Below are 13,437 nucleotides of genomic sequence, written 5' to 3' on the forward strand. Positions count from 1 at the left end.
ATTTATCTGTCAGGCTCAACCGATCGGAAAGGACCGCACATGTCTTCTGCACTCATCCGCCTCAACCCCGATACGCTCCCCGACACCAGCGACCTTGGATATTCACAAATCTCTATCGCCGGACCTGGCCGGTTGGCCTTTGTCTCTGGCCAAGTCGCCATTCCTGCGGACGGGGGTGAAGTCCCGGCATCGCTTGAGGGGCAGGTGGCGCAGGTGGTCGAAAATCTGGGCCGCGCTCTTGATGCCCTGACTGCCACACCGCAGGACATTGCGCAGATGCGTATCTACGTAAGGGAGCTGGATGATGCGGCGATGGGCATTGCCATGCCGCCACTGACGGCGTTCTTTCAGGGCGCGCGGCCCAGCGTGACCGGCATCGGTGTTGCGGCGCTTGCCGCGCCGGATCTGCGGATCGAGGTCGAGATGGTGGTTCATCTACCTGCCGAAAACGCGACGTGATTCAATACGGGCGCAAGTCCTGCAAGGTGTAGCGGTCGCGCACCGGAAACTCCGGGTCTTCCTCAAACCGGGCATCGCTCACCAGACACTGCGCCCCGCAGATCAGCCGCGCTTCCCGTGCGCGGGCATCAATGTACCAAAACCGCCCGCCCGGCGTGGCAATATACCCGTCCGTACCGTCCTCAATATCGGTGCGCATGTCGTCGTAGGACGGGATTTCGGTCAGGAAATCAGGGTCATAGGCGCTGTGGGTATGGTATGAGGCCAGAACCGTGACTCCGGGCCGGGCCCGTTCGGGCGGCAGGCAGCTGGATGCGCCACCACGTCGGGCTGGGGTGGCGACATAGTCCCCCGACGCCGTGATCCCGATCAGCCCGCAATACTCGCGCCGCTCGTCAATGGATGCGGGTTGCAGATCGTTGAAGAGATCTGCGGCAAAGGCGATCTCCGCCTCTGTTTGCGGAACGGCGCGGGGGGCCATCACGATGTCACCGACATCGCCCACAGGGTCAATGACGTCGCACCCTGTCAGCAGAACAAGTAAAAGGACAACCCGTTGCAACATGCGGTGCACCTTGGGTCTCACGAGACCAAACGTCAAACCGGTCCGGCCAAGAAAAAACCGCGCCCCGAAAGGCGCGGTTTCAATCTGTCAGCGATGGGCCGGATCAGGCCTTGGGCTCGTCTTCCGCAGGGGCCTCTTCGGTCGCGATGCCCGCGGTCTCGGCCAGCTCCTCGTCGTCGGATGCGGCAGCACCGATATCGTCGAACAGCTCCTGGATTTCGAACTCGGCTGCGGCTTCCTCTTCGGCGGCCAGCTCCTGGATCGACTTGCCCGAGGCCTGCAGCTCGGCTTCTTCTGCCGAACGGGCCACGTTCAACTGGATGACCACGTCTACCTCAGGGTGCAGGGAGATGTGCACGTTGTGCAGGCCCAATTCCTTGATAGGTTGCGGGATCACGACCTGCTTGCGGTCAACACTGAAGCCTTCGGCAGTCGCCACGTCGGATGCGTCGCGGGGTGTGACGGAGCCGTAAAGGTTCCCACCGTCGGACGCTTGGCGAATCACGATGAACTGCTGGCCATCCAGCTTGTCACCGAGGGCCTCGGCCTCTTTCTTGGTTTCCAGGTTGCGGGCTTCCAGCTGTGCCTTTTGGGATTCGAAGTCGGCAATGTTCGCCTCGGAGGCGACCAGCGCTTTCTTCTGCAGCAGCAGGTAGTTGCGGGCGTAGCCGGGCTTGACGTCGACGACGTCGCCCATCTGGCCCAGCTTGGCCACGCGTTCGAGAAGGATAACTTGCATATCAGTCGCTCCTTATTTCACGGCGTAGGGCAGAAGGGCCAGGAAACGGGCGCGCTTGATGGCGCGGGCCAGCTCGCGTTGCTTCTTGGCCGACACGGCGGTGATACGGGAAGGCACGATCTTGCCACGCTCAGAGATATAGCGTTGCAGCAGGCGCGTGTCCTTGTAGTCGATCTTGGGTGCGTTCTCGCCCGAGAAGGGGCACACTTTACGACGGCGGAAAAACGGTTTTGCAGCCATGGTTTAGCTCCCTTTGCTCAGCGGCGCTCGCGACGGCTGTCGCGTTCGTCACGTTTCTGCATCTGGATCGAGGGGCCTTCGGCGTGCTCGTCCACCTTGATCGTCAGAACGCGCATGACGTCGTCATGCAGGCGCATAAGGCGCTCCATTTCCTGAATGGCAGGAGCCGGTGCATCGGTGCGCATATAAGCGTAGTGGCCTTTACGGTTCTTGTTGATCTTGTAGGCCATTGTCTTGACGCCCCAGTACTCGTTATCCACGAGTTGACCGCCATTGTCGGCCAGAACGGTGCCAAAATGTTCGATGAGCCCCTCGGCCTGCGTGTTCGACAGGTCCTGACGGGCAATCATCACATGCTCATAAAGAGGCATGGACTTCTCCACTTCTATCAAGGCGCATTTCATAGACCGATCCATAAACCCTGCGGATGGTCACGAGAGACTGCGCGGCAAAACAGGTTTGCAGGGATGCGCCCATATACACCGCTGGGCCTGCGGCGCAAGGGTCGAATGGAAATGTGCCACGTCCACGGCCTTTCCTTGGACGGGCCGCAATTTGGTCACGATTCGACGACACCAACAACATTAACCACGCTGGAGGATCACTGTCATGACTGCCACTTTCGACGCCGCCACAGACACCAAAGGGGCCAAAGGACCACAGCCACCGTTCGACATGCGGGCGATTGCGGGTTTTGCGACACATGCCGCCGGAGCGATCCTCGTACTGGGGGCCATCGGCGTCTGGCTTGAACCCACCACCTATGCGGGCGCAGACCTGGTCGTGATGAAGCTGGCCGTGTCGCTCTTTCTCAGCCTGGCGGGGTTCCTGATCCTACTGGATCGCCGAGCAAATGACGTGCCCGAAGTGGAAATCGACACGGTGCGGCGCGAAGTACGGGTCGTCACGGGTGGCGGACGCCGTCGCAAGATCACGCGGCGCACGGCCATCCGCGATCTGGGCAGGGCCGAGGTGATGGGTGAGACCGTCCGACTGAAGGCAGCCAACGGTGATGTGCTGGTGGACGTATCACTGCACGACGCGCAGGTGCGCAATCACTTGTTCGGTGCACTGCAAGACGCCGGTAAGCTGTAACACGTCGGGGATGCGCTTTATGCGCATGGGCGATGTTCAGCCATGCGCACAATCTGTTGAGCGATGTGCAGTTGTCTCTGCGTCAATCTGCGACATCTTGGTCTCATACAGAAACTCTTGCGGAGCACACCCCATGAAATCCTTTCTCCTCGCCACGACATTGGCCGCCTCGGCTTCCCTTGCCGCCGCGGCGGACCGTTACACGCTGGATGCAAGCCACAGCCAGGTGCTGTTTTCCTACAACCACCTCGGCTTCTCCACGACCTGGGGCATGTTCTCCGGCTTTGAAGGCGAGATCATGTTCGATCAGGAAGACCCGGCCAATTCCAGCGTGACTGTGTCGATGCCCACAACGTCGATGTTCACGGGCTGGGAACAACGCGACGGACACTTCATGTCCGAAGACTTTTTTGGCGCCACAGACGAGGACCTGATCACATTTACCTCCACCGCCATCGAGGTGACGGGCGAGGGGACTGCCCAGATCACTGGCGATCTGACCATGAACGACGTCACCAAGGAGGTCGTGCTGGACGCCACGCTGAACCAGGCGGGCGCCAACCCGATCAACCAGAAGGACTGGGCCGGGTTCAACGCCACAACGACGCTGCTGCGTTCGGATTTCGGCGTCGGTGCCTTTGCCCCCGCAGTGAGCGACGAGGTGCAGGTCCAGATCTCGATCGAGGCCGAAAGGGCCGAGTAAACCAAGACCACCACTCACATCAGGGCCGCCCGATCCGTTCGCGCGGCCCTTTCTCGTGGCTGCTGTCGAAATGACGCGCCGGTGGCGCGACACGATTCTATTCAGGAGGGCCTTTTCAGACCCTCCTGGGATATGCCTCCGGCGGTGGTATTTTCAGTCAGAAGAAACGGGCAGGCCCGCGCGCAGATATGCGCGGTGTCACTCCGTTGCCGCCCGCGTGGCCGTCAGCGACACGTCCACGGCCACCGCGAACATCAGCGAGCTTTCATCGGCCATGGTTTCGCCGATGTTGAAGTCGCGCCGGTCGAGGGTCAGGCCCCCGGCCATCGAAGCCGTGTCGCCGTCAACCGAAAGACCGAAGGGCAGTGTGACGGGCACCGATTGTCCCTTGATCGTCAGCGTGCCCTGCGCTTCGTATCCGTCAACAACCGGGATGATGTCGGCCACATAGGTTGCAGTCGGAAAGTCCGTTGCGTGGAAGAAGTCCGGCCCCATCGCCTGATCCGTGACCGAGCCGAGCGTGAGCGAGCCGATGGAAATGGTGACCTCGACACTGCCCGCAACTCCGTTCTCTACGGTTTCGTCAAAGCTGATCGCCGCCGTCCAGTCGTTGAATTGCCCCACAACGTCCGAACCGAGCTGTGTGACGGTGATACCCAACGTACCTTCCTGTACCTGCCAGTCCGACTGGACCTCTTCCAGTTCGGCAGCGTCCACCACGGCGCTGTGCGGCGCATAAACACCCAAGGCCGCACCGCCCGACAGGGCCAGCGCCCACAAGGCCAGCGCCGCGGTCACCGGCAGGGCGTGCCTGTGCGCGTGACCCGTGACAGGCACATCCGCGCGTCCGAACCACATGCGTTTGAGCGTCGCGTCCTTGTCGATGATGTGGTGCTTCAAGGCTCCCGCGATGTGCAAGACCAGCGCCGCGGCCAGAACTTTGGTCAGCACCCAATGCGCGCCTGCCATGGCGCCTGCCAGTGCTTCGGACTTTGGAACAAGGGGCAGGTTCTGGCTGAATGGCCACCAGATCGGAGCAAAACCGCTGGCTGCTGCATGATGGATCCAACCTGACAGCGGGACCACCACCAGGCTGCCATAAAGCAGCCAATGTACGGTCTCTGCCGCCAGGCTCTCGACCTTGCGGTCGGGATGCAGGAGGCCCGGTTTGGGTTGACTCAGTGCCCAGGCGATGCGGGCGAGTGCCACAAAGAACACCGCGACGCCCAGCGTCTTGTGCAGTGAAAACAACCAGGCGGTGCGTGCAATCAGCGCGTCAGCGGGCGCTGACGATGCCTTGATCTCATACGCCATGTTGTTGGCGATGATCCCCAACGGGATCAGCGTGATGATCAAAAGGGCGGTCAGCCAATGGAAGGTCTTGGCCAGATCGCCATAGCGGTCAGTGGTGTTGGAAAGGGACATGTGTGGTCTCCGGACGTGTGCAGGGGTCTAACACCTCTGCCCCTAATGTTATGCGTCCGCACGGCACGGCAACATGCAATTGGCGCACATATGCCGTGCGGCACTCTCTTGTGTGGCCCGTGCCGTCCGATTACACCCGTCACGGAACAAAAGACCAAAAGGGGGGCAGGCCATGAGCGTGGCATTCGTATTTCCAGGGCAGGGCGCCCAGACCGTCGGCATGGGCAAGGCGCTGGCTGAGGCCTATCCCGCAGCCCAAGCCGTGTTTGACGAGGTGGACGAGGCGCTTGGCGAAAAGCTGAGCAGCCTGATCTGGGAAGGCAACCAGGACACGCTCACCCTGACCCAGAATGCCCAACCGGCGCTGATGGCCACATCTATTGCTGCCATGCGCGCGCTCGAGGCCGAAGGGATCACCATTGAAAAGGCGAGTTTCGTGGCCGGGCACTCGCTTGGTGAGTATTCTGCCCTCTGCGCGGCCGGTGCGCTGAGCGTCGGGGACACCGCACGGCTTCTGCGTACGCGAGGCGAGGCCATGCAAAAGGCGGTGCCAGTGGGTGTCGGCGCCATGGCCGCACTGCTGGGCCTCGACTTTGAGACAGCCTCCGACGTTGCGAAAGAAGCGGCAAATGGCGAGGTTTGCCAGGCCGCAAACGACAATGACCCTGCCCAGGTGGTCGTTTCGGGCCACAAGGGTGCCGTTGAGCGCGCCGTGGAAATCGCCAAGACACGCGGCGCGAAGCGGGCTGTCATGCTGCCCGTCTCTGCCCCCTTTCATTGCAGCCTGATGGAGCCCGCCGCTGGCGTCATGGCCGAAGCGCTGAGCCACGTGGACATCGAGGCCCCCGCCGTGCCGGTCATTCCAAACGTCACGGCGCATAGCTGCCAAAGTGCCACGCTCGTGCGCAATCATCTCGTTGATCAGGTCACCGGGTCGGTCCGCTGGCGCGAAAGCGTGATGTATATGGCGTCCGAAGGCGTGAGCGATATCTGGGAGATCGGCGCGGGCAAGGCGCTGTCGGGCATGATCCGCCGCATCGACCGGTCCATCACCACCCGCGCCGTGGGCACACCGGATGATATCAAGGCCGTATTGGATGGCTGATCTGTTCACCCTCCCGGCTGAGACGCTGGGCGGCGTGATCGACACAGTGCCGTTCGCCAAACGCTTTCAACTGATTCCGGACGTCTTCGGACGTATGGATTCGGCGATGGCACAGGCGGGCATCTTCTTTGCCGGGCCGCAAACAGCGCTCTACCGGGTGACCGGGGAGGATATGGACATCCGCATCGGCGTGGCCCTGCGCAAACCAATGCCGGGGTTCGAGATGTTCGATGTGGCCGAGACACGTGCGCTGCACATGCGTCATCATGGAGCGTTCGACACGCTGCCGCAGGTCTACCAGGCGCTGACGGCGGAGGTTGAGGCACGGGGACTGACGCGCACGGGATGGGCGCGCGAGGTCTATCGGTTCATGGCCAGTGAGTCGTCCTTGAATATCTGTGACGTCTATATGGACGTCGCCACAGCTTGAGACAAAAGAGGTTCACATGTTTGATCTAACAGGAAAATCAGCGCTCATTACCGGCGCATCGGGCGGCATCGGGGCCGAGATTGCGCGCACGCTGCACGCCTCAGGCGCCACCGTCGGGCTGAGCGGGACGCGCACCGACCCGCTTGAGGCGCTGGCCGCCGAACTGGGCGACCGGGCGCACGTGCTGCCCTGCAACCTCAGCGACTTCGACGCCGTCGATGCGTTGCCCAAACAGGCGACTGAGGCGATGGGCAGCCTCGACATCCTGGTCAACAACGCGGGCATCACGCGCGACAACCTGTTCATGCGGATGTCGGACGACGAATGGCAGTCGGTGATCGACGTGAACCTCACCTCGACCTTCAAGCTGTGCAAGGGCGTGATGCGCGGCATGATGAAGGCGCGCTGGGGGCGGATCGTGAATATCTCGTCCGTCGTGGGGGCGACGGGCAACCCCGGCCAGGCCAACTATGCGGCATCGAAGGCCGGGATGGTCGGCATGTCCAAAAGCCTCGCCTACGAGGTGGCGAGCCGCGGGATCACCGTGAACGCGATTGCACCGGGCTTTATCGCCACGGCCATGACGGACAAGCTGACCGACGACCAAAAGTCTGGAATCATGGGGCAAATTCCCGCCGGGCGCATGGGCGAGGCGCATGAAATCGCCGCCGCCACGCTCTATCTTGCCAGCCCCGAAGCGGCCTATGTCACGGGCGCGACCTTGCACGTCAATGGCGGCATGGCCATGTTGTAGGCGCTAACACGCCGCGTATTGCCATCTATCCGGGATGTGCTATAGGCGGCGCAGATTCCGGCAGCGGGCCATCGCTTGGCCCAATGTCTCACCGCCCCAAGGGGGCAAGACCAGAGCCCCGCTTGCACGGGGACACCACTTGGGGGCGCGCAAATTTGCCCCGGACAGAATGAGGACAGTCATATGAGCGACATCGCCGATCGCGTGAAGAAGATCGTTGTGGAACACTTGGGTGTGGACGAAGAAAAGGTTAGCGAAAACGCGTCCTTCATCGACGATCTGGGCGCAGACAGCCTGGACACCGTGGAACTGGTGATGGCGTTCGAAGAAGAATTCGGGATCGAGATCCCCGATGACGCGGCCGAAACCATCCAGACTTTCGGCGACGCAGTGGGCTTCATCACCAAAGCCTCGTAAGTCATTCGGGCATATGCCTGATCAGGCGGCGTCCTTCCTTGCGGAAGGGCGCCGTTTTTCTTTGTCCGTACGATGGGCACTTGCCTTTGATGTCCCCGCGGGGACAAGATTGTGAAAAATCAAAAATCATGTTCGGGCAGGACAATATTCATGGGCAGACATGTGCCGACCATCAACACGGCGCGCGTGACATTGCGCGCAATGCGGCCGGGCGAATTTGACCGCTTTGCCGAGATCTGGGCGCTGCCCGAGGTTGCCGTCTATATCGGCGGCGCACCGCGCGACCGCGACGCCTCGTGGCGGTCCTTTCTGGGCATCGCAGGACATTGGCAGGTCACGGGCTTTGGTCAGTGGGGCATTGAAGAACACGCCACCCAGCGGCTCGTCGGGCAGGTCGGCTTTTTCTACGGCGCCCGGGGCTTGGGGGAGGATTTCGATTCCGTGCCCGAAGCGGGCTGGGTTCTTGCGCCCGAAGCACAGGGGCGCGGTCTGGGCCTTGAGGCGGCATCGGCGGCACATGACTGGTTTGATCGTGTCGTGACGGGGCCTTTGGTCTGTATGATGGACCCTGATCACGGCGCATCGGCGCGGATTGCAGAACAGCTTGGCTATGTGGATCTGCGCGCGGCGGCGGATGGGGCCGGGCCGATCCAGTTGAAGCTGCGGAAGTCTCCGCCCCAGGCGTGATCCAAATGCGCGCCTTGCGGCGCATTACATTGTCGGTTTGGCGCCGCAGGCTCACCAAAGCGAAAGCGGTCGCGGTTGCGCAGGCAACCGCGACCAGTGGCAAGGGTAGCTTTGCAAGCAAAGCTGCCAGCCACACCGTGGAGCATTTGGGAGAAACGGTCTCCGGTTGCGCAGGCAAACGCGACCGGTGGCAAGGGCAGCTTTTGCAAAATAAAAGCTGTCAGCGACACCATAGAGCATCTCGGCGCGCACCCCCGCGTCGGGACTTGAACAGGGACAGGCGCGCAGGGTATGACGCGGGCCAGAAACGTAAAGGGGCATGAGCAGATGCGCAGAGTTGTCGTGACGGGTCTTGGGCTGGTGACGCCGTTGGCGGACGGGGTCGAGGCAAGCTGGAGCCGTATTCTGGACGGACAGTCGGGCGCAGGTCCGATCACCCAGTTCGATCCCGAGGGCTTGACCACCACATACGCCTGCGAAGTGCCCCGCGGGGACGGATCGGACGGGACGTTCAATGCCGATGCCTATATGGCGCCCAAGGAACAGCGCAAGGTCGATACCTTTATCATGTTTGGTCTGGCCGCGGCCCAGCAGGCGGTCGAGGATTCCGGTTGGATGCCCGATGATCAAGAGAGCCTGGAGCGCACGGGTGTTCTGATCGGCTCCGGCATTGGCGGGCTGAACTCCATCGCGAACACCGCCGTGATGATGGAAGAGAAGGGGCCGCGCCGCGTGTCGCCCTTCTTTGTGCCCGGCGCGCTGATCAACCTGATCTCTGGTCAGGTGAGCATCAAATACGGCTTCAAGGGGCCGAACCATTCGGTTGTGACGGCCTGTTCGACAGGTGCGCATGCCATCGGTGACGCGTCGCGTCTGATCCAGCACGGCGACGCTGATGTCATGATTGCCGGTGGGGCCGAGGCTGCGATCTGCAAGATCGGGATTGCGGGGTTCAACGCTTGCAAGGCGCTGTCAACCAAGCGCGCGGACGATCCGCAACACGCAAGCCGCCCCTATGACGCGGACCGCGATGGGTTCGTCATGGGCGAGGGTGCGGGCATCGTGGTGCTTGAGGATTACGATCATGCCGTGGCGCGGGGCGCCAAGATCTATGCCGAGGTGAAGGGCTATGGCCTGTCGGGCGATGCCTATCACATCACTGCGCCGTCGGAGGACGGTGAGGGGGGTGAGCGGTCCATGCGTGCGGCCTTGCGCAATGCGGGGCTGGAGCCTTCGGATATCGACTATATCAACGCGCACGGCACCTCGACCATGGCCGACACGATTGAGTTGGGTGCGGTTGAACGGCTCTTGGGCGATCATGCGGGCAACGTCACCATGTCCTCGACCAAGTCGGCGACGGGGCATTTGCTGGGCGCGGCGGGCGCGATCGAGGCGATCTTTTCGATCCTGGCGATCCGCGATCAGGTCTGTCCGCCGACGATCAACCTGGACAATCCGGCCGTTGAAACCTCGGTTGATCTGGCCCCAAATGCCAAGCGGGAACGCAAGGTGGACTATGCGTTGTCCAACAGCTTTGGCTTTGGCGGCACGAATGCCAGCGTGATCTTTGGAAAGGTCAGCTGATGTGGCGATCCATCGCCTCGAATGCGCTGACATTTTTGATTGTGGCCCTGTTTGTGCTGGGCGGTTTGATCCTGTGGGGACGCGGCCAGTACGAGGGGCCGGGTCCGCTGAGCGAGGCCATTTGCGTGCAGGTGGATCGCGGGTCGAATTTCAGCCGCGTGAGCCGTGATCTGGAAGAGCAGGGCGCCGTTGAGTATGGCTGGATCTTTCGCACGGGCGCGGACTATTCCGGCAAGTCGGGCGATTTGAAGGCGGGCAGCTTTCTGGTCGAACCGGGGGCGTCCATGGAAGAGATTGTGGATGTCGTGACCCGGGGCGGGGCCAGCACCTGCGGGACGGAAGTGGTGTACCGGATCGGTGTGAACAGGCTGAGCGCGCAGGTGCGGGAGTTGGACCCTGCCACCAACCGTTTTGTGGAACGGGCGGAGTTTGAGCCGGGTGAGGAAGATGCGCCCGCTGTTTACACTGAGGTGCGCGCCGCGGCGGACACCCGTTACCGCATTGCTTTTGCAGAAGGGGTGACAAGCTGGCAGGTTGTGGACGCGCTGCGCAACATGGATGTGCTGGACGGGGAGGTGGACGATGTACCGCCCGAGGGTGCTCTGGCACCCGACAGCTATGAAGTGCGCAGTGGTGACAGCCGGGCGGATGTACTGGCGCAGATGGCCGAACAGCAGGAGTTGTGGGTGTCTGCGGCATGGGAGGCGCGCGATGCGGACCTGCCGCTGGAAAGCCCGGAGGAGTTGCTGACCCTGGCGTCGATCATCGAGAAGGAGACCGGTGTGGCCGAGGAGCGGGGGCAGGTGGCGTCCGTCTTTGTGAACCGGTTGAACCGGGGGATGCGCCTGCAGACCGACCCGACGGTGATCTATGGCATCACCCGTGGGCAGGGCGTGCTTGGGCGCGGTTTGCGCCGATCGGAGCTGCGGGCGGCGACACCCTGGAACACCTATGTCATTCTGGGGCTGCCGCCGACGCCCATTGCCAACCCCGGTCGCGCCAGCCTGATGGCGGCGGCGCAGCCCGATGAGACGCCTTATGTGTTCTTTGTCGCGGATGGGACGGGCGGGCACGCGTTTGCCGAGACGCTGGATGAGCACAACCGGAACGTGGCGCGGTGGCGTGAGATTGAGGCAGAGCGGGCCAATCAGAATGATGGTGGGTGACGTGCCTGCGGTGCGCAGTGAATGCGCACCCTACGGGCCTCGTGTGAGGCGGAGGTGACCTTTACCCGTTTGTCCCCGCGGGGACACGCAAGGGTTGTTTTGCGTTCTCAACGGGTTACGGCCTCCGTTAACCACATCTTAACCATGCAATTAGGGTTTTGTTAATCGTACCGTACGGTTAGCGTCCATAGCTCATCCGGATTTCGCTTGACTCTGCGAACGGTCACACGTATAACTTGTGTCAAGCTAGAAGAAGTGGGCAAGCGACCTCGGGGTGACCCGGTGGTCGTTTTTCTGTTTCTCTCGTGCGGAAAACATTCCAACGCATGAGAGGTCATATCACATGACATTGATTACCCCGGAGGCTGAAGAGGCCCGCAGCGAGGAGCTTGTCTCTTCGATGCAGGCGTCGCTCGCAGAATTGCGGCGGACCATTCAAGCCCTCAAAGAAAGGGCGAATGCCGGGGAGGAATTCAAGGAAACCGAGGTGAACGGTCAGCTGACATCCTTGTCCAAGCTGGTCGTTGCCCTTCAAGGAGCGGAGCAGAAACTTGACAAGTTTCGAGAAAGCCGAAGTGGCATTGCCCAAAACGGATATGCCTTCGACCTTAACATTGCCAGCGCTCAGGTTCGGTGCGCGCTTGGTCGCCTCCGCACCTGTGGAGGCACAGGAACGGTTTCTGAATGAGTTGGAAGTGGAGGGCGCCCTGGGTGCCCTCCCCTTTTTATTCGAGTTCTGGGCCATGGAGCACCAGCTGCCACCGGAGGGGGATTGGCGGACCTGGGTGATCATGGGCGGGCGCGGTGCAGGCAAGACCCGTGCGGGTGCCGAATGGGTACGGTCCATGGTCGAGGGCGACATGCCGCTGGACAAGGGACAGGCCCGGCGCGTTGCGCTGGTGGGCGAGACCATCGAGCAGGTCCGCGAAGTGATGGTGTTTGGTGACAGCGGCTTGCTGGCCTGTAGCCCGTCGGACCGTCGACCGAAATATCACGTCGGGCGCAAGATGCTGGAATGGCCCAATGGCGCCATTGCCACCATTCACACGGCGCATGACCCTGAAGGGCTGCGGGGGCCACAGTTTGATTGTGCCTGGGTGGACGAGCTGGCCAAGTGGAAGCGGGGCGCCGAGACCTGGGACATGCTGCAATTTGCGTTGCGGCTGGGCGACGATCCGCGCTGTTGCGTGACGACGACGCCCCGCAACGTAGAGGTTTTGAAGGAGTTGCTGGCGCAATCGTCGACCGTGATGACCCATGCGACGACCGAGGCCAACGCTGCCAACCTGGCCGATGGGTTTTTGAAAGAGGTGCGTCGCCGCTATGCCGGGACCCGTCTGGGACGGCAGGAATTGGAAGGCGTGTTGCTGAGCGACGTCGAGGGGGCGTTTTGGACCACGGCGATGCTGGATGCGGTGCGCCGCAAGCGCAAGCCGAAGTTGGACCGTGTGGTGGTGGGGCTGGATCCCGCGGTGAGTGCCGGCCGCTCCTCTGACGCCTGTGGCATCATCGTCGCAGGGGTGTCGATGGACGGCCCGCCGCAGGATTGGCGCGCCCATGTTATTGCGGATTGCACGGTGCAGGGGGTGGGGCCCAATGGTTGGGCCAGGGCGGCGATAGCGGCGATGGACAAGTACAACGCGGATCGGCTGGTGGCCGAGGTGAACCAGGGCGGGCAGCTGGTCAGTGAGGTGATCCGACAGGTCGATCCGATGGTGTCGTTGAAGACGGTCCATGCCTCCAAGGGGAAGGTCGCGCGGGCGGAGCCTGTCGCGGCATTGTATGAACAGAACCGGGTGACGCATGGTTTGAACCTTGGGCCGCTTGAGGATCAGATGACCCGAATGACGCGGGCCGGATATGAGGGGCAGGGATCGCCCGATCGGGTGGATGCGCTGGTTTGGGCCCTGCATGAGTTGATGATCGAGCCTGCCAATGCCTATCGCAGGCCGGGGGTGCGCAGTTTGTGAGCGGCCCTGCGGGGCGAGTTTAGAGTGCCAAGTGAAGATGTGATCTTGGCCTGATGAGGCGGCTCGGTGCGGGCCGCCTTTTTCTTTGGACGGCG

The 13,437-nt window shown here is 62.1% G+C and carries 17 protein-coding genes; 12 read left to right on the plus strand and 5 right to left on the minus strand.

Features of this window, described 5'->3' with window-relative positions:
• The first annotated feature begins 39 nt into the window (after positions 1 to 39).
• Positions 40 to 459: a RidA family protein gene (locus BWR18_RS05115; protein WP_076627004.1), complete on the plus strand. Its 420-nt coding sequence runs from the start codon at positions 40 to 42 to the stop codon at positions 457 to 459.
• Between the two features lies 1 nt (position 460).
• Here the strand turns inward: BWR18_RS05115 and BWR18_RS05120 are convergent, their stop codons facing one another.
• The 4 genes from BWR18_RS05120 to rpsF all read right to left on the minus strand — a co-directional run bounded on the left by BWR18_RS05120 (position 461) and on the right by rpsF (position 2,374).
• A complete protein-coding gene (locus tag BWR18_RS05120; protein WP_076627005.1) occupies positions 461 to 1,024 on the minus strand; it encodes a DUF4329 domain-containing protein in 564 nt (187 codons plus the stop codon).
• A 103-nt stretch (positions 1,025 to 1,127) separates the two neighbouring features.
• Entirely contained in the window at positions 1,128 to 1,763 is a 636-nt protein-coding gene (gene rplI, locus BWR18_RS05125; protein ID WP_076627006.1) for a 50S ribosomal protein L9, read from the minus strand.
• A 12-nt stretch (positions 1,764 to 1,775) separates the two neighbouring features.
• Positions 1,776 to 2,003: a 30S ribosomal protein S18 gene (rpsR, locus tag BWR18_RS05130; RefSeq protein ID WP_005608650.1), complete on the minus strand. Its 228-nt coding sequence runs from the start codon at positions 2,001 to 2,003 to the stop codon at positions 1,776 to 1,778.
• Positions 2,004 to 2,020: 17 nt separating this feature from the next.
• Positions 2,021 to 2,374 carry a 30S ribosomal protein S6 gene (gene rpsF, locus BWR18_RS05135; protein ID WP_076630132.1) on the minus strand — a complete coding sequence of 118 codons (354 nt, stop codon included), beginning with the start codon at positions 2,372 to 2,374 and terminating at the stop codon, positions 2,021 to 2,023.
• 238 nt (positions 2,375 to 2,612) lie between these two features.
• Between rpsF and BWR18_RS05140 the strand changes: the two genes are divergently transcribed.
• Together BWR18_RS05140 and BWR18_RS05145 are read left to right on the plus strand one after the other, a co-directional pair.
• Positions 2,613 to 3,098, plus strand: a complete 486-nt coding sequence (locus BWR18_RS05140; RefSeq protein ID WP_076627007.1) for a hypothetical protein — start codon at positions 2,613 to 2,615, stop codon at positions 3,096 to 3,098.
• Between the two features lie 133 nt (positions 3,099 to 3,231).
• Positions 3,232 to 3,801 carry a YceI family protein gene (locus BWR18_RS05145; RefSeq protein ID WP_076627008.1) on the plus strand — a complete coding sequence of 190 codons (570 nt, stop codon included), beginning with the start codon at positions 3,232 to 3,234 and terminating at the stop codon, positions 3,799 to 3,801.
• Positions 3,802 to 3,999: 198 nt separating this feature from the next.
• Here the strand turns inward: BWR18_RS05145 and BWR18_RS05150 are convergent, their stop codons facing one another.
• Complete coding sequence (locus BWR18_RS05150) at positions 4,000 to 5,226, minus strand: cytochrome b/b6 domain-containing protein (protein WP_076627009.1); 1,227 nt, start codon at positions 5,224 to 5,226, stop codon at positions 4,000 to 4,002.
• Positions 5,227 to 5,398: 172 nt separating this feature from the next.
• Between BWR18_RS05150 and fabD the strand changes: the two genes are divergently transcribed.
• The 9 genes from fabD (at position 5,399) to BWR18_RS05195 (ending at position 13,342) form a co-directional block, all read left to right on the plus strand.
• Positions 5,399 to 6,331 (plus strand): ACP S-malonyltransferase, encoded by a 933-nt coding sequence (gene fabD, locus BWR18_RS05155; RefSeq protein ID WP_076627010.1) that lies wholly within the window; start codon positions 5,399 to 5,401, stop codon positions 6,329 to 6,331.
• Positions 6,324 to 6,761 carry a hypothetical protein gene (locus BWR18_RS05160; RefSeq protein WP_076627011.1) on the plus strand — a complete coding sequence of 146 codons (438 nt, stop codon included), beginning with the start codon at positions 6,324 to 6,326 and terminating at the stop codon, positions 6,759 to 6,761. The genes fabD and BWR18_RS05160 overlap by 8 nt, the downstream gene beginning before the upstream one ends.
• Before the next feature lie 16 nt (positions 6,762 to 6,777).
• Complete coding sequence (gene fabG, locus BWR18_RS05165) at positions 6,778 to 7,515, plus strand: 3-oxoacyl-[acyl-carrier-protein] reductase (protein ID WP_076627012.1); 738 nt, start codon at positions 6,778 to 6,780, stop codon at positions 7,513 to 7,515.
• 183 nt (positions 7,516 to 7,698) lie between these two features.
• On the plus strand, positions 7,699 to 7,932 hold the full coding sequence (locus BWR18_RS05170) for an acyl carrier protein (RefSeq protein ID WP_076627013.1): 234 nt from the start codon (positions 7,699 to 7,701) through the stop codon (positions 7,930 to 7,932).
• A 150-nt stretch (positions 7,933 to 8,082) separates the two neighbouring features.
• Positions 8,083 to 8,619 carry a GNAT family N-acetyltransferase gene (locus BWR18_RS05175; protein ID WP_076627014.1) on the plus strand — a complete coding sequence of 179 codons (537 nt, stop codon included), beginning with the start codon at positions 8,083 to 8,085 and terminating at the stop codon, positions 8,617 to 8,619.
• A 327-nt stretch (positions 8,620 to 8,946) separates the two neighbouring features.
• A complete protein-coding gene (fabF, locus tag BWR18_RS05180) occupies positions 8,947 to 10,206 on the plus strand; it encodes a beta-ketoacyl-ACP synthase II (RefSeq protein WP_076630133.1) in 1,260 nt (419 codons plus the stop codon).
• Positions 10,206 to 11,372 (plus strand): endolytic transglycosylase MltG, encoded by a 1,167-nt coding sequence (mltG, locus tag BWR18_RS05185; protein WP_076627015.1) that lies wholly within the window; start codon positions 10,206 to 10,208, stop codon positions 11,370 to 11,372. The genes fabF and mltG overlap by 1 nt, the downstream gene beginning before the upstream one ends.
• A 343-nt stretch (positions 11,373 to 11,715) precedes the next feature.
• Positions 11,716 to 12,060, plus strand: a complete 345-nt coding sequence (locus tag BWR18_RS05190; protein ID WP_076627016.1) for a hypothetical protein — start codon at positions 11,716 to 11,718, stop codon at positions 12,058 to 12,060.
• 55 nt (positions 12,061 to 12,115) lie between these two features.
• Entirely contained in the window at positions 12,116 to 13,342 is a 1,227-nt protein-coding gene (locus BWR18_RS05195; RefSeq protein WP_083957823.1) for a DNA-packaging protein, read from the plus strand.
• The last annotated feature ends 95 nt before the right edge of the window (positions 13,343 to 13,437 follow it).

Origin of the sequence: Tateyamaria omphalii (genome assembly GCF_001969365.1) — a bacterium.
GTDB lineage: Bacteria > Pseudomonadota > Alphaproteobacteria > Rhodobacterales > Rhodobacteraceae > Tateyamaria > Tateyamaria omphalii_A.